This is a genomic window from Leptotrichia sp. oral taxon 215 str. W9775, assembly GCF_000469505.1.
Classification (GTDB): domain Bacteria; phylum Fusobacteriota; class Fusobacteriia; order Fusobacteriales; family Leptotrichiaceae; genus Leptotrichia_A.
The window spans coordinates 20,410-39,975 of the sequence record NZ_KI272853.1; the positions used below are offsets into that span (position 1 = coordinate 20,410).

Sequence of the window (19,566 nt, forward strand, 5' to 3'; positions counted from 1 at the left end):
CTATAAAAAAACTGTCTTAACTCTAAGGAGTCGAGACAGTTTTTATTCTATTTTTCTTTTATTATTTTCATCGCTTCCTCAAATTCACTTCTTGTTATATTAAATGAATTCAATGCGTTTAATAACTGTTTTGAATTATAGTAACCTATATTTAACATATCTCCCAGCATTAACCTTTTTTCTTTTGAACCTTTTCCGATACATAACCCGTTTTCTACAAGATCTTCCACTGTAAAAATCGGATCTTTATTTTTATCAGAAGCTCCAGAAACTAGAATATGCGAAAGTGCTTCCCTTATAGCATCATCAGAAGCATTTTCAACCCCTATATTATCCTTCTTTGTTGCATTTTTTCTACTCACAAAGGCATGCTTTATATTTGGAATATTTTTTTCAATAACAGCTCTTATTTTTTTCCCTGCATAATCAGGATCTGTTAATAAAATCAAATCATTTCTTTCAGACAGTGCCTTCAGTTTTTCTATTGATTTTACAGTTAAGCCTGAAAAGCCGTTCAGCTGTACTATCTGGGCATCAACAACTCTTTTTACTGCTGTTACATCATCACGCCCTTCTACAACTATTATTTCTTTTATTTTTATTTTTTCCTTTTCCATTAATTTTTCTACTTTAATCTTCCTTTATATTATAGTTTTCCAGAATTTTTAATAGCCATTCCCATGTTTCACCTACAGATTTTATATCCATTCTTTCTTCAGGAGTATGTGCTCCGTAGATATTTGGCCCTATTGACACTACATCTGCACCCTTTATATTTTGAGTAAAGACACCACATTCCAGACCTGCGTGTATTGCTTTTATGACAGGTTCATTTCCAGTAATTTCTTTAAATGACTTTGCTATCAGTTCTCTAATTTTTGAATCTTCCTTATATTCCCATGATGGATTTGAAGCCGCTATTTTTATGTTTGCATCATGTTTTCTTGTTAAATCTGTAATTTCTTCCACAAGTTTATTTAAAGGATCGTTTGCCATACTTCTTGCAAGCGACTTAATTCTTATTTTTACATTTCCATCAACAATTTCAGTGCTTATAAACCCTATATTTATAGAAGTTTCTACAAGCCCTTCTATATGCTTGCTCATTTCCAGAACACCGTTAGGAACTTCATGAAGGAAATTTATTATATTTAAAGTATCTCCAAGAGAAATTCCCAAGTTCTTTTCTTCAATCTTTTCAATTGCTAATATAGGTGATTTGTCAGAAACTTTGAAATCTTTTAATATATTTTCAAATGCAAGTTCTGCAAGCTTTTTAAATTCATCTATACTGTCTCCGTCTAATTTTACTGCTATTTCAGCAACTGCTTCCCTAGGGATTGCATTTACTTTTCCTCCACCGTCAATATGAATAAGTGACATTTCATATCTTTTACTCAAATGATAGAGCACTTCCGATAATATTTTTATGGAGTTGCCCAGATTTTTGTGAATTTCTGCTCCTGAATGGCCACCTGAAAGTCCCTTTACTTCTATCGAAACAGGAGTGCATCCATTTCCTATTTTTTTTGTTTCAAATATAAATTTTGTTTCTGTTCTTGTACCACCTGCACTGCTTACATACACTTCTCCATATTCTTCTGTATCAAGATTTATAAGAGTTTTCCCGTCAAATTCATCAAAATCAAGATTAGCTACTCCTGACATTCCATCTTCTTCGTCTGTTGTTATTACTACTTCCAATGCAGGATGTTTTATATCATCACTGTCAAGTATAGCTAAAGCATATGCAATGGCAATTCCATTATCTGCACCAAGTGTAGTTCCATTTGCCTTTAAAAAATCTCCATCTATTACCAGTTCAATACCCTGTGTAGAAAAATCAAATTCTGTATCTTTGTTTTTTTCCCACACCATATCCATATGTCCCTGAAGAATTAGCGGTGAAAAATCTTCATACCCCTCTGTTGCCTTCTTCTTTATGATAACATTATAATGTTCATCCTGTATAACTTTCAGTTTTCTTTCCTTTGCAAATTTTACAAGCCAGTCACTAATTTCCTTTTCCTTTTTTGAAGCTCTTGGTATTTTTGAAATTTCAGCAAAATAATGAAAAACCTTTTCAGGATATAATTTCTCAATACTCATGTTAAACCTTCCTTTCTTAATTTTTTCCATTAAAAAATAGCAGTAATATATGTTTCTATTTAAAGTATACAATATTTTACTACTATTATTCAAGCTTAATTTATTTTACAACTTTTATTATAACTATTTTCCATCCTGAAATCTTTTACAGAATCGAATCAAAAAGCTCTTCAAGTTCTGCTCTTTCCTTTTGTGTCAAATCATGTCCCGATTTAAGTTTCACCAGCAGATGATTATTTTCTCCAACCGTTGTTCTCTCTAATATTTTTATTATCAGTCTTTTATAAAATTCCATTTTTTTCTCCTTAATATACTAATTATTATACATTACAGTTTCAGTCATGTTTTTCCATATCATTAAAGGTAAGCTGTACAATATTACTTTTTGTTATTGAACTGACTTGAATTCCTATCAGCCTTACTTCATCCTTTTTCTTTAAATTCCTGAAATTTTCCATTGCCGCATTTAATATTTCTTCTGTTTTATTCGTAGGATTTTTCAATGTTTTTGCTCTTGTGTAAGTAAGAAAATTGGCATATCTTATTTTCAATGTCACAGTTTTTCCAAATTCTCCATATTCTTTAAGTCTGTAACTCAGTTTTTCCGACTGTTCCCTTAGCTCTTCCTCCAAAGCAAAAATATCATTCATAGACTGGTTGAAGGTCACTTCATGAGCATAAGACTGCCTTTTTCTGTTATTGTCTATTTCAGAAAACTGCTGGCCTCTAATTACGTTATACAAGTATTCTCCCCTGTTGCTTCCAAACTTTTTCACAAGTTCCTTTTTTTCTATCTTATACAGTTCAGATACTGTCCTTATGTTGAATAATCCCAGCAGTTCCCTTGTTTTTTTACCAATTCCCGGAATAATGGAAAGATTTTTATCCATTATATATGAGAGAAAATGCTCCCTGTTCCGAAAAATAAAATAGCTGTTCGGTTTATTTATGTCACTTGCAATTTTTGCACTGACTTTACTAAATCCAATTCCTACAGAACAAGTCAGCCTTATATTTTTATAAATATGCTTCCTGAATCCTTCAACAAACCTTTCAATATATTTTTCATCCCTATTTTTTACAAATTCAGTAATTTCTATATATCCTTCATCTATTGAAGCAAATTCACATTTATCTGTTATTTTTAGAATAAGCTGCTGTATTTCCCTTCCAACTTTTCCATAATAGTTTTTTCTTACAGGTACAAGTTTCAAATGAGGACAAAGTTTCTTTGCAGCAGCTACCGGCATGGCAGATTTAACTCCAAATTTCCTTGCCTCATAACTTGCAGTTGTTACAATTCCATGCCCTACTGCAATTGGAATTCCTCTTAATTCAGGATTTTCCCTCTGCTCAACAGAAGCAAAAAAGGCATCCATATCATAATGCATATAAATTTTTTTCATTATAAAACCTTGTTAAATTCACCCTTTTCTATCTTGTACTTATATTCAGCCAGATTTGCAAGCTCAAGACTGTGAGTAACTATTATAATCGACTGTTTCTTCTCTTCATTGATTTTTTTAAACAGATTATTTATAACTAAACTTGTTTCTGTATCCAGATTTCCTGTGGGTTCATCTGCCAGTATTATTTCAGGATCATTTATCATTGACCTTGCAATGGCAACCCTCTGTTTTTCCCCTCCTGATAGCTCAAGCGGTTTATGTTTCACCCTTTCACTTAATCCGACAAGTTCAAGAAGTTCCATAGCCTTTTCCCTTACCTCTTTTTTATTAAATTTTTTATTAATAAGAGCTGGCATCATGACATTTTCCAATGCTGTAAACTCATTAAGAAGATAATGAAACTGGAAAACAAATCCCATTTTTTCATTTCTTATTTTATTTTTTATTTTTTCATCCTTATAGTTTATTAATTTATCATCAATAAGCATATCTCCATTTGTAGGAACATCAAGAAGTCCCAATATATTCAGCAATGTTGTCTTTCCACTTCCTGATTTTCCCTGTATTGAAACAAAATTTCCCTTTGAAAAGGATAAATTTACATTTTTCAGTATGTGAATTTCTTCAACCTTTGTTTTATATATTTTATTTACATTTTTTAATTCAATTACTTTATTACTCATATTTTAACGCCTCCACCGGTTTCATCTTTGCCGCCCTTGCCGCCGGATAAATTGTGGAAATAAATACAACTGCAAATGCCACTATGTATATCATAGAAAGTTCCCGTACAGAAATATATAACGGTAATTCCTCAAGATAATAATAGGAATTTCCCATAAATATTTTAAATAATTTTTTTAATATCATTAATATCACAGGAGACAATATACTTGCCAGTATCATTCCTGAAACACCTATTATAAGTCCTTCTATTGTAAATATATTTCTTATGTGGCTATTTGTATATCCTATTGATTTCAGTATTCCTATATCCTTTATTTTTTCCCTTACAATCATATTTAAAATAACCGATACTGCAAAAGATGCTATCATTAGAAGCAAACTTAATATTGCAATTAAAACAAACTTCTCAAATTGTACTGCGTTAAGAAGATTGTGATTTATTGTTTTCCAGCTTATAACACTGAAATTGTCATTTTGAAGTTTCTCATAAACCTGTGCTTCCACTTCTTCTATTTTTTGTGGATTTCCTGTTATGATTCCTATTTCTGTTGCCACTTCCCCCTGTTCTCCCAGTATTTGCATTGTTCTAAGAGGAATTATAACCAGATTGGAATCATAGTCTAGAAATCCTGTTTTAAATATTCCTTTTACAGTAAGTTTTAATTCTTTATTTTCTGCTGAAACAAGGCTTAATACATCTCCCACTTTTAAATCCATTTCCTTTGAGAGCCCTTCACCAATAAGTATTGAATTTAATTCTGAGATATTTTTATTTCCCTTCACTATTCTCAGCTTTAAATCATTTTTTACATTTTCTGCTTCCATTCCCTTTGCCAGTACACCCTTTGCAAAATTATCAAATTTTATAATTGACTGGCTGTTTATTTGTGGAATGACAGCCTTTACATCTTTTATTCCTTTTGTTTTTTCTATTACATCATTATAATTATCAAAAAAACTTCCCTTAGTACTCTTTATCTGTATATGAGGACTCAATGTCAGCAACGAAGTTATCATATTTTTTTCAAGTCCATTTGATACTGTTAATGAGACAATAAATACTGTTACTGCAATCGCTACTCCCAAAATAGAAAATATACTCTGAAATTTTCTTTCCAGTATATGTCTGACAGCTATAAAAAATTCTACCATTTCTTCATTTCCTTCCTTTTTATTTTATATCATCTGACATATCTGATGATATATTATAGTTTTGCATAAGTGCTTCCTTCTGTTCTTCCACTTCTTTTACATCCAGAACTATTTCATCACCGTTATCATTTTCAAAAATAATAAATCCTGATTTCACATTTTTTACCTTCTGGGCAAAATCTTTAAAATCCTTATATTTTTCTCCATTCACCTTTACAATAATTTGATTTACTGCATCCGTGTATCCCAAGTTGACATCAAAAGGCAATACCCTCACAAGTACAACAAGTTCTTTATAATCTTTATACAGTTCTTCCCTGTCATATACAGATCCTAATTTTTCAATTACTCCTGCCATATAATTACTTGTAAGAGGTTCAAATAGCAGTCCTCCGTATACCATATAAGAAGGTGGTGTTTCAATCGTTACTTCCGTCACAACTGTATATTTTATATCCTTTTTCTCTAATTTTACCTGACCAGTTTTTGTCTTTTTATCTCTTATAATTTCATAACTTAAATTGTCTCCGTACTTTTTCTGCTGATTTACATAAGAGAAATCTGTTTTCTCATTTTTTCTAAATTCTATTGTTCCATCATATTCAACAGGATAATTATCCAATTTCATTAACACATCATTTTTCTGAAGAACTCCTTCAAATGGTGAGTTTTTAAATACTTTCTTTATAAGAATTCCCCCTGTTTTATCTTCTATTCCAAGCATTCTTCTATGTGAAGGACTTTCAAGTTCTAACCACTCCAATCCTAAAAGTGGTGATCCGTCATATTTACCATCTTTTATATCTTCAAGAAAATTATTTAATATATTTACAGGAATAAAATATCCTATGTTATCTGCTGAATTTAATCCTGCAAAAGCAACTCCTACAACTTTCCCCTTACTTACAACAGGTCCTCCGCTGTTACCACTGTTTATTGCCGCATCAGTCTGACCTATCAGAAATTTACGATTGGTCAGAGTATATGTATTGTGCTCCATTCTTGAAACAATTCCCTGTGTTGTGCTTAATTTATCCCCTCCTAAAGGATATCCATACACAGTCAGTTTTTCCTGAATTTCAGGTAAAGTTCCTAATTTTAACGGAACAGTCCCTTTAAAGAATGATTTATCTTCAATTTCAACTAAAGCAAGGTCATATTCTTCTGAAGTAAATTTTACAACCGCCTTATATTTTTTTGAATCCCCTTCTTTTCTCACCTGCAGAAATTTAGAATTTAAAACTGCATGAGCATTCGTTATAATCCTCTCTCCATCAATTATAAATCCCGTAGCTGTGGAATTTGCACTTTGACCATACTGCCACGGAGAAAGATAATCAAAAAGCTGGTGAGAAGTATAAACTTTTACAAGAGCTTTTTTTACTGATATATCTTCTGAAAATATAGTCATACACATAAGCAGGTTAATTATTATTAAAAGTTTTTTCAACTTCTTTCACTTCCCTTCGTATAGTTACTAATTTTTTATACTGAATCTTTCCTTTATATTATTTTGAATAATTTTTAGAAATAACAGCTGATTTTCTATATTCAGTCTGAATTTAATCATTCTGCTGTCATAAGATACAATTTCAAGAAATCTGTCATATCTGTTTCCTTTTACTTTGTCTATTTTCACAGTTGCTGATTTTATATTGTCCATATTTATTTTCAATTTTCCTGAAATAATTTCCTTTCCCTTAATAAAAATCTTATATCTTATCAATGAAGTAAATGCAAATAATACATAAATCAGCAATACTGTAATCAGAATTATTTTAATAAGTGTCGCTTTTTCTGCTCCTGAAACTATTTTATAAATGGAATTTAAGGCGATAAACAATATAATTATAAAAAAAATAGATGACGAAATAATATATCTTTTATTTCCTCTGAATATATACATTTCCTTTTCGCCTTCTATTTTAAATGTGTTTAAATTTTCTTCAAGTTTTTTTAAATCATACAAGTCAAACATATTTTCTTCATTTATAAATTTGTCAAAGAAAAATTTCATAAATTTAAATTTTTCTACTCAACAACTTTATAAACAACCTCTCCCTCTTTTTTCATATTTAATCTGTCTCTTGCTATTCTTTCTATTTTTTCTTCTTCGCTAAAATTATCAATTTTACTTTGCAGATTCTTCTTTTTTTCAGCATATTCATTGACTTTTTCTTCCAGCATTATTATTTCAGTATTTATACTTTCCTTCATAAGATATATCCTGAAAGCCTGATATAACATTATTCCAAGCAACAGCACAAATCCAATATTAAAAACAACAAATAATTTCTTTCCCATTTACTTTTCTCCTTAATTTACATTATTAAGTTATTTTTTTTTTCTTATTTTTTCAATTTCCTTTATAAAGCTTTCCAGACTGTCAAATTTTTTATAAACAGAGGCAAATCTGACATAGGCTATTTCATCAAGGTCAAGAAGATATGACATTATTATATTTCCTAAATCACTCGATTTTATTTCACCTGAATAATTTGTGAGAATTTCCCTCTCGATTTTATCTATTGCCTCTTCAATTCTTTCAGAATCAACTTTTCTTTTTACCAAAGAACGGGCAATTCCTTTACGGACTTTTTCCCTGGAATAAGATTGTTTCACACCGTCTTTCTTGATTACATACAAAGTTAACTCCACAACTTTTTCATGTGTAGTAAACCTTTTTTTACAATCTTCACATTCCCGACGTCTTTTTATGGAGTTACCATCAGAATATGCCCTGCTGTCTATTACTTTGGTATTTTCACTTCCGCAAAATGGACATTTCATAATTTTCCCCTTTATCTTTATAACTTTAATTTCACAATTTATATATTATTAACTTAATATAACAACTTAATACAACAGTATTTCTAATTTTCTTCTGCTTTGATAATTTCAATTACTTCTTCCGCCGTTTTAGCTTTCAAAAGATTTTCCCTAAATTTATCCTCTTTAATCCATCTTGAAATTCTTGCTAAAACTGTCAAATATTCCTGTGTATTTTCTTCAGGACATAGGAACATAAAAAATATTTTTACATTTTCTTCATCAAGGGAGTCATATTCTATCCCATTTTTAGAAACACCAAAAGTTACTATAAGCTCATCTACTGCCTTTGTTTTAGCATGCGGTAAAGCTACACCTTTACCTATTCCTGTTGAACCTATTGCTTCTCTTGCATAAATATCACTAAGTCCTAATTCTTCATTTTTCACAGCTTCTTTATTTTTTATACCTTCATAAAGTTCTTTAATAACAGCATTTTTATTTTTTGACTTTAAATCCAGACTAATTGTATCCACATTAATGTAATCTGCAATCTTTTTACCCTTCATTATAAATCCTCCACAATAAATTTTTTAATTTCTATTTTTACCTGTAAATTTCTATTTATGTAATTTTCAAAAATTTCTACTATTTTTCTTAAGGAATAACAGTACTTTTCCATATCTTCCTGAGTTTTTTCAATATTTCCTATATTATTCTTATGAATCATGGCAATTTCTCTGTACAATTGGGAAAATTCAACACCAAGTTCCCTATTTATTTCGTCAGTATCATATATCCCCTGTTCCAACATAATTCTTCTCAGAAAAGTTAGGACTATATAGTACTTATATCCTTTTTTCAAGCTCTCCAAGTTGTTTATAAAATCAAAAATTTCTTCCAGTTTATTAAAAAAATCTTCATTTTCGTAATTTATATCATAGATTTTATTCACACTGTCCAAGATGTACAAAGAAATTTCCAATTTTTCAATATTTTTCATAATATTACCGAAATTCCTTACAAGCTCCGTTTCCACTATTGTATAGTAGCCATTTTTTCTATGAAAGGTTATTTCGGTAATATTTAAAGGATTTAGCGTAATAAGATTTCTCTTTTTGGATTTTCTTATTCCATATGCCACTCCTGAAATTTTTCCAAAGTCCTTACTAAAAACTACTGTCAGTAAATCTGCTTCATTTAAATCTTTCTTTTTTAATATCAGACATTTTGATTTTAAAATATCCATGTTTTTTCCTGCCAGATAAATTTCTATCTAAAATTAGACAGGCTATAAGTAACGTGTGAATTTCCATCTCTTACAGTTATTGTCTTTGGATATGAATATCCGTTAGAAGTTGAGTAATTACTGAAACTTACTGTATAACCTCTGCTCTTTATGGAAACAAGTTTGGAATTGGAGAATGTAAAAGTATCTCCATTTTTTGTCTGTGTCTTTTTGCTTGATAGACTATTCAGTTTTGTAAATACGCTAAGTATATTTGCTTCATCCTGATGAAGTTTCTGAGTAACAGTCTGCTTTAATGACGGATAATATATTGTCTTGCTTCCTGGCTTAAATGTATAAACTTCTCCCTTATTTACATTTGGTGAAGTTATCTGAAGCTTCAGAGTACCTCCCCCATAAGTCATAACATATCCTTTTGATTTAGTAGAACCATTTATTTTTAATGATTCTGTCACGTTAACAGTAAAACTTTTCTTTTCCCAGAATTCCTTTGAAAAAGAAAAAACTGATACTAATAAAAATAGAAATAATACTCTTTTAGTTATTGATATATTTCTTAATTTTCTTAACATTTCTGTCACCTCTTATATTTTAAATTTAGTTAATTAATACAGTTTCAACTGTACCACCTTATATAATAAGTTAACAACCTTTAGTTTATCTGTGTCGTTCCTTTATTTTTTTTGTATTCTTCTTCTATTTCGGTATTAATCTGCTTCTGTATTTCCTGATTTACAAGGTCATTTTTACTCCACTTATATACAAGCACACTTTTAATGTCATAAATATTATATGATGGCTTAAATCTCATTTCCTTAATCTGCTTAAATGCATTAAGTTCTTTTATATAGAATGTTCCGATCTTAAGTCCTCTTGGAAATATGTCGCTTACTCCTGAAGTTTCTACATCAAAAGTATCCTTTTCATTTATATCTTCATTAAAATTAATTATTGAGAAAGTTCCATTTCCATTTCCTCTCAGAATCTGCATGTTAACTCCATTAAGAATTACACTAAGTCTTGAATTCTTACTTGTAAGTAAAGTCACTTCCGAATAATTTTCTCCAACTTTAGCCACTTTTCCAATTAAAAATCCATCATACATGACTGGAAGATTTACTTCTATTCCCTGATTTTTACCTTTATCGATAAAAATTCTTTCTGAAGAATTGAGATTTTCAACTAATGCAACATCTGCCGCTATATACTCAGATGGATTTTTAGATCTCATTCCCAATTCTGCCCTCAACTTTTCATTTTCCCTTTTCAAGTTGACAAGTTCCATATTTTCCACTTTGATTTTTTGAAGTTCAAAATCCCTTTTTTTATTATTCTCTATATAATTACTTGTATAACTTATGTCCTTTACCTTAGACTTAAACTTAAGAGTTTGTGTATAAATCATACTTTTTACATTAACTAGTTTAAAATTGATTGTCTGAGTTACTCCATCCACATATCTGAAAGAAGCAGTTATTCTGTCTTTAAAGGCAAATAACAAAGCTAAAATTACTATTATAATAAAGATGTTTCTACCATTATTTTTTTTCCCAGGCTCCCTATTGAATTTTATTGACTTCATATAGCCCTCCATTTCATATTCTGTTATCTTTAAATAATACTTTATTTTAATGTTTTTGTCAATAAGTATAACCTCTTTAATTCATTTTTTTTATTTTATTTTTTTTAAGGTCTTTTCTTTATTAAAAATCGAGTTATAATTATAATAATAGGAATTTTAGTTAATTTAATATATTTGTGAAACTGGTAGTTTAAATTGCCAGTTTGAGAGGAGATATTATGAGAATTTACGAGAGTGACAGTATTAGGAACGTAGCAATTTTAGGACATAGTGGTGCGGGAAAAAGTAATATGACAGAAGCTCTGGAATTTACTGCCGGACTTACTACGAGAATTTCCAATCCTAATGATGCAGTTAAAATAAGTAGTGACACTACTTTACACACTGTGGAATACCAGTCTTTAAAATTTAATTTTCTTGATATTCCAGGATATTCTGACTTTTTTGGTGAACTTGAATCAGGTCTTGCCGCTGCAGACGGTGCTATTATCATAGTTGATGGAACTACAGATCTTTCTGTTGGAACTGAAACTTCACTTGAACTGGCAGACAGCAGAAGTATCCCAAGATTTATATTTGTAAACAAAATAGACAGTGAAAAGGCAGATTATGAAAAAATTCTTTCACAGTTAAGAGAAAAATATGGTAAAAGAATAGCTCCATTCCATGTTCCATGGGGTAAAGGAGATGACTTCAAAGGGCATATAAATGTTGTTGACATGTATGCAAGGGAATATGACGGAAAAGAATGTCATAATGCTTCCATACCTGAAGACATGAATGATGCAGTAAGCCCTGTCAGAGATATGCTGCTTGAAGCTGTTGCAGAAACAAGCGAAGAATTAATGGATAAATTCTTTAATGGAGAAGAATTTACTACTGCTGAAATTCATAGAGGTCTTAGAAAAGGTGTTCTTAGCTGTGATGTAATTCCTGTTATCTGCGGATCTACATTTAAAAATATAGGTCTTCACACTACATTTGATATGGTTAGAGATTATTTACCTGCACCAAAAGACAATAAAAAAATAAATCCTGACAAGAAGGAATTTGTATGTCAGGTATTTAAAACAGTTATAGATTCATTCCTTGGAAAAGTTTCTTATGTAAAAATTCTTTCAGGTGAACTAAAACCGGATAGTGACATATATAATATAAATAAAAGAATAAAAGGAAGAGTTGGAAAAATTTCAACTATGGTTATAAATAAACTGGAAGAGCTTCCTAAAGCTGTATACGGAGATATCGTAATATTCACTAAACTTCTTCAGACTCAGACTTCTGATACATTGTCAAACAGTGAAAAAGAAGCTGCAGTACCTAATATAACTTTCCCTAAGGCACAGATGCTTGTAGCAATTGAGCCATTAAATAAAAATGACGATGAAAAAATATCCACAGGACTTCAAAAACTTACAGAAGAAGATCCTTCATTCACATGGCACAGAGATATGGAAACTGGACAAACTGTATTGGGAGTGCAGGGAGAACTTCATACAACTACCCTTATTGATAAACTTAAAAATAAATTTGGAGTAGAAGTTAAAATAGAAGATCTTAAAGTTCCTTATAGGGAAACAATTAAGAGTACTTCTGATGTTCAGGGAAAATATAAGAAACAATCTGGTGGCCATGGTCAATACGGAGATGTTAAAATTAAATTCTCTCCTTCAGAAGAACACTTTACATTTGAAGAAACTATAGTAGGAGGAAGTGTTCCAAAATCATATATTCCGGCTGTAGAAAAAGGGCTGCGTGAATCTCTGGCACAAGGTGTTCTTGCAGGATTCCCTGTAACAAATATAAAAGCTGTACTTTATGACGGTTCCTACCATGAAGTAGATTCTTCTGAAATGTCATTTAAAGTTGCTGCAAACCTTGCATTTAAAAAAGGAATGCTGGAAGCAAAACCTGTTCTTCTTGAACCTATTATGGAACTTACTATTATAATTCCTGAAGAATATGTTGGAGATATTATGGGAGATATTAATAAGAAACGTGGTAGAGTAATAGGAATGGAAGCTCATAAAGGTACAAAACAGAAAATAATGGCTGAAGCTCCTATGTCTGAAACATTTAAATATGCCAACGACCTGAAGGCAATGACACAAGGAAGAGGATACTTTATCATGGCTCTTGCAAGATATGAAGAAGTTCCTTATGAACTTGCAAATAAAATAATTAACGAACATAAAAAAGATTAGTAATAAAAATAATTAAATACCCATTTTAAAAAGACGTTAAAAATTAATATCAAAAACTATATTTATGAGTTATTTAAGATTTTACAATTTAAAATAGGAAATAAATTTAAAAAAATCAACTTTTTTAATTTTTCTTGATAACTGACTATTTTATATGAGTAGGATTTTAATAAATGAATTAAATATAGTTTTTATATTATTGACTAATTTTTATTTGAAAGGACTAAATCATGAGTATAAAGAAACTGATAGAAAATTTAGAAAATTTAAGCATTTTGGGAATTGATAGAGTAGAGCCACGTTCAACTTTTTTTGGATATGACTCAATGGAAAAAGCAGAAACTTACAACAGAGATTTTTCCAATGGTTTTAAACTTCTTAATGGAAACTGGAAATGTCTGTACAATGAATATCCCCTCAATTTTCCTGAAAATTTTTTCCTGCCTGAATTTGATGACAGTAACTGGGATACAATATATGTCCCTTCAAACTGGCAAATGGAAGGATATGACAAGCCATGGTATACAAACGTCCAGTATCCGTTTTCTGTAAATTCTCCCCATATACCAAATTTAAATCCAAGTATGGCATATAGAAGAAAATTTTTCATGTCAGATAAAGATTTAGATAATATCCAGTATCTGAAATTTGAAGGAGTTGACAGTGCCTTTCATGTATGGATAAATGGAATTTATGCAGGTTATAGCCAGGGAAGCCGTATTCCTTCAGAATTTAAAATTAACGAATTTATAACTCAGGGAGAAAATACACTTTGTGTACTTGTTCATAAGTGGAATGTATACTCATATCTTGAGGATCAGGATATGTGGTGGTTAAATGGTATTTTCAGGGATGTCTATATAACTTCTCAGCCTAAATGCCATATATACGATGTATTTGCAAAAACTTCCCTTAATGAAACATACGAAAATGGAATTTTAGATTTGGAAGTGAATATTACTGGTCAAAATAAAGAAAACAGCAATTCTTTCTCTCTGGAAATTATTTTAAAAAATATAAATTCCAATGATTTTCTTGTTAGAGAAGAATATTCTTTAGACAGCATTCATAGCACTGCTGAACATGACATTGAAAAATACAATTTTCATTATGAACTGGAAAATATTTTAAAATGGTCTGCAGAAACTCCAAATTTATATGAATTTTATGCTGTTTTAAAGGAAAATGGGGTAATATCTCAAGTTATTCCATTAAAAATTGGATTTAAAAAAATTGAAATAAAAGATGGTGTAATGCTCTTCAATGGAAAATATATTATGCTAAAAGGTGTGAATCGCCACGAATCACACCCTGTCTATGGGAGAAGTGTAAGAATTGAAGACATGATAAAAGACTTGAAACTGATGAAGGAGCATAATATTAATGCTATCCGTACTGCCCATTATCCTGATGACCCTAGATTTTACGACTTGTGTGATGAATATGGATTTTATGTAATAGATGAAGTTGACCTTGAAACTCATGGATTTGAAATTATTAATAAAAGAAATTACCTGAACAATCTTGATGAATGGAAACCTGCATTTTTAGACAGGGCTGAAAGAATGGTGGAAAGGGATAAAAATCATCCTTCTATTATTATGTGGTCTCTTGGAAATGAATCGGGTTATGGAAAAAATCATGCCGCCATGGCTGACTATATGAAAAAACGTGATGACAGCAGACTTGTACACTATGAAGGGGAAACAAGGGAAATTTTTGAAGCAAATGGAGGAGTTCCTCAAGCAGATCCTGAAAGTTCTGATGTTCACTCTACAATGTATACTTCCATTGAGACAATGGAAAAAGTTGCAAAACTTGATTTCCTTAAAAAACCTCATATAATGTGTGAAAATCTTCATGCTATGGGAAATGGACCTGGAGGAATAAAGGAATTATGGGAACTGTTTTATCGTGAAAAAAGACTGCAGGGAGGATTTGTATGGGAATGGTGTGACCATGGAATTCTTCAGACAACCGAAAATGGGGAAAAATATTTTGCTTACGGAGGAGATTTTGGAGATACTCCAAATGACAGAAACTTTGTTATAGATGGTCTTGTAAATCCTGACAGGGTTCCTTCACCTGCACTTTTAGAATATAGGAAAGCTATTGAGCCAATAAAAATGCAAGCTCTAAATGATGAGAAAACTGAATATGAAGTTGAAAACAGATATGACTTTATCAGCCTTGATAATTTCATATGCAGTTATGAAATTAAAAATGCAGGAAAAACTGTTACGAGCGGTTATCTTGAAAATATAAAAATAAACTCTTCAGAAAAAGGGACAGTTAAAATAGACATGACAAAAAATGACATTTTTCTAACTGCAGGAGAAAAATATCATGATGATTTTTATATTACTTTTTCATGGAAACTGAAGAAAAAAATAGGACTTTTGGAAGCAGGCACAGAACTGGCTTTTCATCAGGAAAAACTTCCGTCACCTTCTAATAACCTTAAGGAATGTAAAAATCTTCAGAAAACAGATAATGCCTTCTTTGAGAGGACTTCTGAAAAATTTGATGTGATTGAAACTGAAACCGAAGTAAAAATAGATTTTTTCAACAGACAGCTGATATTTGACAAAAATACAGGAAAAATAAAAGCTTATTATTATGATGGAGTAAATGTATTTCAGGACGGTCCTATGCTAAATTTATGGCGTGCTCCTATTGATAATGATATACTTGGTCTTGAAGAATTTGGTGCTAAAAAAGTTCTGGAACATTGGAAGGAAAAAAATATTCATTTGCTTCAGCATAATATCAGAAGTTTTGAAATTATAGAAAAAAATCATGATTATGCTGTAATTAATGTTTCATCTGAGATTGCCCCTCCTGTGCTTGACTGGGGATATAAAACTGATTATATGTATATAATACACAGAAATGGCATGATTTCAGTAAAAATTTCAGGAAAACTCTATGGAAATGCACCTGAAACATTGCCTAGAATTGGGGTTGTAATGAATATTGATAAACGTTTTAAAAATGTTAAATGGCTCGGTTTAGGACCTCATGAATCTTACATTGATTCATGCAGCAGTGTAAAATTTGATTTATGGGAAAGAAAAATCGAAGATATGCATACTCCTTATATTTTTCCTCAGGAAAATGGAAACAGACATAATGTAAAGAGTTTTTCTCTTGAAGATGAAAGAAATATCAGAATGTATTTTGAAACACTTGATGAAAAATTTGACTTCAGTATCAGTGAATATACTATTGAAAATATTGAAAATGCCGGACATACTTATGATTTGAAAAAATCTGATTTCCTTCAGCTGAAAATTGACATGGAGCAGTATGGACTGGGTAGTGCCAGCTGTGGTGAAGAAGTGCTTGAAAAATATAGACTTTATTGTAAGGATTTTGAATTTTCATTTAAATTTTCAGTTTTTTCCAGATAGAAATATTGCTGTTGCTGTATATAATAATTGATAAAGGAAAACTGCCTTGAAGAGATATGATCAGCTTGAAGGCAGTTTTTTTATGTAAACAGGCTCTATAATATCCATACAGTTCAAAAAATCAATTTTTAGTAAAACAAACCTTAAATGAAAATTTTGACTTGTAGGAGGAATATGGGCGAATTTGGTATAATCAAAATTTTTTTGCATTATATGAAAATGAGAGAAAAAATAATCGCTGTCTTTTACAACAACGATTATTTGAAAATTTATAACAATTACTTGCTTTCATTTTCTAATTCAAAATTATTCTCATCAATATCATCTTGTGGATCATTTTTAAGCGAATTAATATGATGAAGCATTTCATGATAACGAACAAATTTTTCTGAATTTACTTTTTTATTTTTATATGGCATTATAATCATCCTTTTTTTAATTCTTCTAACAAACTTATTAATCTTATTATATCTTCATCTAATGAATACAAATATACATCATATCCATCTCCAAATTTATAATTTTTCATTTGTACTTTAATTTCAGTTTCTGATAATTTTTCAATATCCAAATATTCTGCAAACTTTGAAATTTTATCAACTTCCGATTTTAAATTCATATTTTCAATTTTAGTTTTTCTTTTTTCATGTTTTTCTAAATTAATATAGTGATTAAAATTATTAGAAATATATATAATATACTCTGAATTTTCTGATTTTTTTTCTGGATTATCAAAATTACTGTTTCCATCATTTATGAAAGAATCAGTTATTGTAAAATTAGATAAAAACATTTTTTTATTAATTATATCTAATTTTTTTTTAATGATTTCTAATTTTTTTGAATTTTTAAAAAATATATCAATTTTTCTCCCATTAATTATTATATTGAAATTATCAAAAATAAATTCTTCAGGATAAAAATTATAAGATTCTATACCAAATAATTTTTGAAATTCATCATGCCTATTATCTTCAAAAAAAACTAATCTCCCTGTGCTTTTTATTAATTTTATATTTTCGTTATATCTTCTGTTTATCTTATAAGCTCTCGTTTTATTAAAATAATGTGATTCATCAAAATAATGTAATTCTGAATCTAAACAACTATATAAATTACTGAAAAATATAAAAACAAATAATAATATGTCGATTGTAACCTTATGCTTCATTAATAGACTCCTCTCAAAAAGTTCTTTTTTCCTTGATCTTTCAAAATTTCATTTTCAAGATTTACTGTGTTTTTTTCTTCTAGTTTTCTTGTACTAAACGGAAGATTTAAGTTTATTATTGTATTATTATTTTGTTTAGCTTCTCTAAATTTTTCTTCAATTTCTTTATATAAATATTTATAATATTCTGAATTTTTATTATTTAATTCATTTAAAATTTTTGGATTTATTGTTACAATATTATTTTTCTTATCTATTGCTGTTATTTTTTGATTTTTTAAATCACTTATAATATTATTAAATATTTTTTCTGGTGTTAAATTTTCAATAGAAACCTGAAATCCTGTTAATTCACCTTGAAAATGAATTTCTTTGTTTTGATCCCTGTATGCTTGATAAAATTCTTTAGAACCTGTATTTTCTCCTTTTTGGTTATGTGCACCATGTCCCAATGCTTCATGTGCATATACTTGATAAGAAGCATATGGTGTGACGCTTGCTATATTTATTAATCCATCTTTATCTGTATACCCGTATACCTTATATAATGCTGTATAATTAAAATCCATTTCTACTCGAGTATCTGCTCCGCTTCCTTTTTTGCCATTATTATAAAAAGCATTATTATCTAAAGCTCTGGCTTGTGCATTTCCTATCGTAGGTTCGTAAAATATAGTTTTATCACTATCTATAATTTCTTTTATAGAATTATTTCCTGTTTTGTATTCAGTATTACCAATAAACATCTCTTTAGGATTATTAATTATTTGTTCATCCTTAAATTTTGATATAGGTTTAGCATCATCCTTTATTTTCACTATTTCTTTTTGATAGATTTGATTATCAATTTTTACTGCAACTTTCTCAACTTGTATATCTTTCCCACTAACAAACGACACATCTCCTATTGTTTCAAATAGATTATTCAATCGTCCTGATTTTGTTTTTGAATCAATATAGTGAACAAAATCATCTTCATCAATTACTAATTGCATATTTGTTAATTTTTGATTATTTGCAAAGAAATCTCTAAATCTTTGTGATTTCCATCTGCTGTCATTGCAATCTTATTTGAATCTTGTATTATAATATTTTTTAAAGACACATATTCTATAACTTTCATTATTGTGTTTTTAGAATCTTTTAACTCTTTTTCCGTTATTATTATTCCGTATTTATCTTTTATTTTATTTATTTTTTTAAAATATCTGTTTCAATTTTTAATTTTTGTGCATGATATTTCTTAGAGTTTTTTAAACTTAAATCAGATATTTTCCTATACTCTTCAAATTTTTTTATAAGATTTTTATCAAATCTTTTTTCAACCACAGCTTTAGCTAATATTCCTAACATTTTATTCGGATTTTCTACAACTCCATTTAAGTATTTTATATTATTATTAAAAAATAAAAAATAATCTATAAAATATAATTGTAGTTATTATTAAAACAACAATAATATAATAATAACTCCATCTGATTTTTAATCGTTTTTTTCTTAAATAATAAATAATTTTTCTTATAAAATATATTTCAATTAATAGTAAGAAAAAAATAGATAAAATTAAATAATTTTTATTTTTAGTAACGAGATAATCTACTCGAAAAATTTCTGAAATATTATATAAAATAAATAGGCAAACTACACTTTTAATACCATTTTTATCATCCTTTGTCATTTTTATTTACCACTTTCCCATAATTTTTTTATTTCAGGTAATAATTCAACTCTTCTTGGTTTAACATAATAATCTGGATTTCTGGTTTTTTGATAATTAAATAACTTCCATAATCTAGTTTTTATCTGTTGCATACTATAATT

General features: G+C 29.3%; 20 protein-coding genes. 2 read left to right on the forward strand and 18 right to left on the reverse strand.

The genetic code is table 11. The features are described 5' to 3' along the window. Positions 1 to 47: 47 nt before the first annotated feature. The 14 genes from rnmV to mreC all read right to left on the reverse strand — a co-directional run bounded on the left by rnmV (position 48) and on the right by mreC (position 10,957). Positions 48 to 617 (reverse strand): ribonuclease M5, encoded by a 570-nt coding sequence (rnmV, locus tag HMPREF1984_RS06440; RefSeq protein WP_021767127.1) that lies wholly within the window; start codon positions 615 to 617, stop codon positions 48 to 50. Positions 618 to 630: 13 nt separating this feature from the next. Beyond that, positions 631 to 2,109, reverse strand: a complete 1,479-nt coding sequence (locus HMPREF1984_RS06445; protein WP_036100070.1) for an aminoacyl-histidine dipeptidase — start codon at positions 2,107 to 2,109, stop codon at positions 631 to 633. A 145-nt stretch (positions 2,110 to 2,254) separates the two neighbouring features. After that, positions 2,255 to 2,404, reverse strand: a complete 150-nt coding sequence (locus tag HMPREF1984_RS11535; RefSeq protein ID WP_021767129.1) for a hypothetical protein — start codon at positions 2,402 to 2,404, stop codon at positions 2,255 to 2,257. A 40-nt stretch (positions 2,405 to 2,444) separates the two neighbouring features. Further along, positions 2,445 to 3,515, reverse strand: coding sequence for a DNA polymerase IV (gene dinB / locus HMPREF1984_RS06450; protein ID WP_021767130.1), 1,071 nt, complete (start codon positions 3,513 to 3,515; stop codon positions 2,445 to 2,447). Beyond that, complete coding sequence (locus tag HMPREF1984_RS06455) at positions 3,515 to 4,201, reverse strand: ABC transporter ATP-binding protein (RefSeq protein ID WP_021767131.1); 687 nt, start codon at positions 4,199 to 4,201, stop codon at positions 3,515 to 3,517. Before HMPREF1984_RS06455 ends, dinB begins: the two co-directional genes overlap by 1 nt. Then, positions 4,194 to 5,357, reverse strand: a complete 1,164-nt coding sequence (locus HMPREF1984_RS06460) for an ABC transporter permease (RefSeq protein WP_021767132.1) — start codon at positions 5,355 to 5,357, stop codon at positions 4,194 to 4,196. Before HMPREF1984_RS06460 ends, HMPREF1984_RS06455 begins: the two co-directional genes overlap by 8 nt. Positions 5,358 to 5,376: 19 nt before the next feature. After that, positions 5,377 to 6,807 carry a serine protease gene (locus tag HMPREF1984_RS06465; protein ID WP_036100072.1) on the reverse strand — a complete coding sequence of 477 codons (1,431 nt, stop codon included), beginning with the start codon at positions 6,805 to 6,807 and terminating at the stop codon, positions 5,377 to 5,379. A 27-nt stretch (positions 6,808 to 6,834) separates the two neighbouring features. After that, entirely contained in the window at positions 6,835 to 7,374 is a 540-nt protein-coding gene (locus HMPREF1984_RS06470) for a hypothetical protein (RefSeq protein ID WP_021767134.1), read from the reverse strand. 14 nt (positions 7,375 to 7,388) lie between these two features. Then, a complete protein-coding gene (locus tag HMPREF1984_RS06475) occupies positions 7,389 to 7,661 on the reverse strand; it encodes a septum formation initiator family protein (protein WP_021767135.1) in 273 nt (90 codons plus the stop codon). A gap of 30 nt (positions 7,662 to 7,691) precedes the next feature. Next, the gene (gene nrdR, locus HMPREF1984_RS06480; protein ID WP_021767136.1) at positions 7,692 to 8,147 is read right to left on the reverse strand and encodes a transcriptional regulator NrdR; all 456 of its coding nucleotides are present in this window, start codon (positions 8,145 to 8,147) and stop codon (positions 7,692 to 7,694) included. A gap of 83 nt (positions 8,148 to 8,230) precedes the next feature. Next, on the reverse strand, positions 8,231 to 8,695 hold the full coding sequence (locus HMPREF1984_RS06485) for a PTS sugar transporter subunit IIA (protein ID WP_021767137.1): 465 nt from the start codon (positions 8,693 to 8,695) through the stop codon (positions 8,231 to 8,233). Further along, the gene (recO, locus tag HMPREF1984_RS06490; protein ID WP_021767138.1) at positions 8,695 to 9,375 is read right to left on the reverse strand and encodes a DNA repair protein RecO; all 681 of its coding nucleotides are present in this window, start codon (positions 9,373 to 9,375) and stop codon (positions 8,695 to 8,697) included. Before recO ends, HMPREF1984_RS06485 begins: the two co-directional genes overlap by 1 nt. Positions 9,376 to 9,398: 23 nt before the next feature. After that, a complete protein-coding gene (locus HMPREF1984_RS06495; protein WP_021767139.1) occupies positions 9,399 to 9,947 on the reverse strand; it encodes a hypothetical protein in 549 nt (182 codons plus the stop codon). Positions 9,948 to 10,027: 80 nt separating this feature from the next. Further along, entirely contained in the window at positions 10,028 to 10,957 is a 930-nt protein-coding gene (gene mreC, locus HMPREF1984_RS06500) for a rod shape-determining protein MreC (protein WP_036100075.1), read from the reverse strand. A gap of 218 nt (positions 10,958 to 11,175) precedes the next feature. On the opposite strand from mreC, the gene HMPREF1984_RS06505 reads away from it, so the two are divergent. Together HMPREF1984_RS06505 and HMPREF1984_RS06510 are read left to right on the forward strand one after the other, a co-directional pair. After that, complete coding sequence (locus tag HMPREF1984_RS06505; RefSeq protein ID WP_021767141.1) at positions 11,176 to 13,161, forward strand: translation factor GTPase family protein; 1,986 nt, start codon at positions 11,176 to 11,178, stop codon at positions 13,159 to 13,161. Positions 13,162 to 13,391: 230 nt separating this feature from the next. Beyond that, positions 13,392 to 16,574, forward strand: coding sequence for a glycoside hydrolase family 2 TIM barrel-domain containing protein (locus tag HMPREF1984_RS06510; RefSeq protein WP_021767142.1), 3,183 nt, complete (start codon positions 13,392 to 13,394; stop codon positions 16,572 to 16,574). A 278-nt stretch (positions 16,575 to 16,852) separates the two neighbouring features. On the opposite strand, the gene HMPREF1984_RS11355 is transcribed toward HMPREF1984_RS06510, so the two are convergent. The 4 genes from HMPREF1984_RS11355 to HMPREF1984_RS11360 all read right to left on the reverse strand — a co-directional run bounded on the left by HMPREF1984_RS11355 (position 16,853) and on the right by HMPREF1984_RS11360 (position 19,098). Next, positions 16,853 to 16,993 carry a hypothetical protein gene (locus tag HMPREF1984_RS11355; protein ID WP_156894255.1) on the reverse strand — a complete coding sequence of 47 codons (141 nt, stop codon included), beginning with the start codon at positions 16,991 to 16,993 and terminating at the stop codon, positions 16,853 to 16,855. Between the two features lie 5 nt (positions 16,994 to 16,998). Then, positions 16,999 to 17,745: a hypothetical protein gene (locus HMPREF1984_RS06515; protein ID WP_021767144.1), complete on the reverse strand. Its 747-nt coding sequence runs from the start codon at positions 17,743 to 17,745 to the stop codon at positions 16,999 to 17,001. Beyond that, entirely contained in the window at positions 17,745 to 18,740 is a 996-nt protein-coding gene (locus HMPREF1984_RS06520) for a hypothetical protein (RefSeq protein ID WP_021767145.1), read from the reverse strand. The genes HMPREF1984_RS06515 and HMPREF1984_RS06520 overlap by 1 nt, the downstream gene beginning before the upstream one ends. A gap of 196 nt (positions 18,741 to 18,936) precedes the next feature. Further along, positions 18,937 to 19,098, reverse strand: a complete 162-nt coding sequence (locus tag HMPREF1984_RS11360) for a hypothetical protein (protein ID WP_021767147.1) — start codon at positions 19,096 to 19,098, stop codon at positions 18,937 to 18,939. Between the last annotated feature and the right edge of the window lie 468 nt (positions 19,099 to 19,566).

Excerpts from the sequence above, each read along its gene's own strand:
- rnmV (WP_021767127.1), bottom strand. The coding sequence starts at position 617 with ATGGAAAAGGAAAAAATAAAAATAAAAGAAATAATAGTTGTAGAAGGG.
- HMPREF1984_RS06445 (WP_036100070.1), bottom strand. The coding sequence starts at position 2,109 with ATGAGTATTGAGAAATTATATCCTGAAAAGGTTTTTCATTATTTTGCT.
- HMPREF1984_RS11535 (WP_021767129.1), bottom strand. The coding sequence starts at position 2,404 with ATGGAATTTTATAAAAGACTGATAATAAAAATATTAGAGAGAACAACG.
- dinB (WP_021767130.1), bottom strand. The coding sequence starts at position 3,515 with ATGAAAAAAATTTATATGCATTATGATATGGATGCCTTTTTTGCTTCT.
- HMPREF1984_RS06455 (WP_021767131.1), bottom strand. The coding sequence starts at position 4,201 with ATGAGTAATAAAGTAATTGAATTAAAAAATGTAAATAAAATATATAAA.
- HMPREF1984_RS06460 (WP_021767132.1), bottom strand. The coding sequence starts at position 5,357 with ATGGTAGAATTTTTTATAGCTGTCAGACATATACTGGAAAGAAAATTT.
- HMPREF1984_RS06470 (WP_021767134.1), bottom strand. The coding sequence starts at position 7,374 with ATGAAATTTTTCTTTGACAAATTTATAAATGAAGAAAATATGTTTGAC.
- HMPREF1984_RS06475 (WP_021767135.1), bottom strand. The coding sequence starts at position 7,661 with ATGGGAAAGAAATTATTTGTTGTTTTTAATATTGGATTTGTGCTGTTG.
- nrdR (WP_021767136.1), bottom strand. The coding sequence starts at position 8,147 with ATGAAATGTCCATTTTGCGGAAGTGAAAATACCAAAGTAATAGACAGC.
- HMPREF1984_RS06485 (WP_021767137.1), bottom strand. The coding sequence starts at position 8,695 with ATGAAGGGTAAAAAGATTGCAGATTACATTAATGTGGATACAATTAGT.
- recO (WP_021767138.1), bottom strand. The coding sequence starts at position 9,375 with ATGGATATTTTAAAATCAAAATGTCTGATATTAAAAAAGAAAGATTTA.
- HMPREF1984_RS06495 (WP_021767139.1), bottom strand. The coding sequence starts at position 9,947 with ATGTTAAGAAAATTAAGAAATATATCAATAACTAAAAGAGTATTATTT.
- mreC (WP_036100075.1), bottom strand. The coding sequence starts at position 10,957 with ATGAAGTCAATAAAATTCAATAGGGAGCCTGGGAAAAAAAATAATGGT.
- HMPREF1984_RS06505 (WP_021767141.1), top strand. The coding sequence starts at position 11,176 with ATGAGAATTTACGAGAGTGACAGTATTAGGAACGTAGCAATTTTAGGA.
- HMPREF1984_RS06510 (WP_021767142.1), top strand. The coding sequence starts at position 13,392 with ATGAGTATAAAGAAACTGATAGAAAATTTAGAAAATTTAAGCATTTTG.
- HMPREF1984_RS11355 (WP_156894255.1), bottom strand. The coding sequence starts at position 16,993 with ATGCCATATAAAAATAAAAAAGTAAATTCAGAAAAATTTGTTCGTTAT.
- HMPREF1984_RS06515 (WP_021767144.1), bottom strand. The coding sequence starts at position 17,745 with ATGAAGCATAAGGTTACAATCGACATATTATTATTTGTTTTTATATTT.
- HMPREF1984_RS06520 (WP_021767145.1), bottom strand. The coding sequence starts at position 18,740 with ATGCAATTAGTAATTGATGAAGATGATTTTGTTCACTATATTGATTCA.
- HMPREF1984_RS11360 (WP_021767147.1), bottom strand. The coding sequence starts at position 19,098 with ATGTTAGGAATATTAGCTAAAGCTGTGGTTGAAAAAAGATTTGATAAA.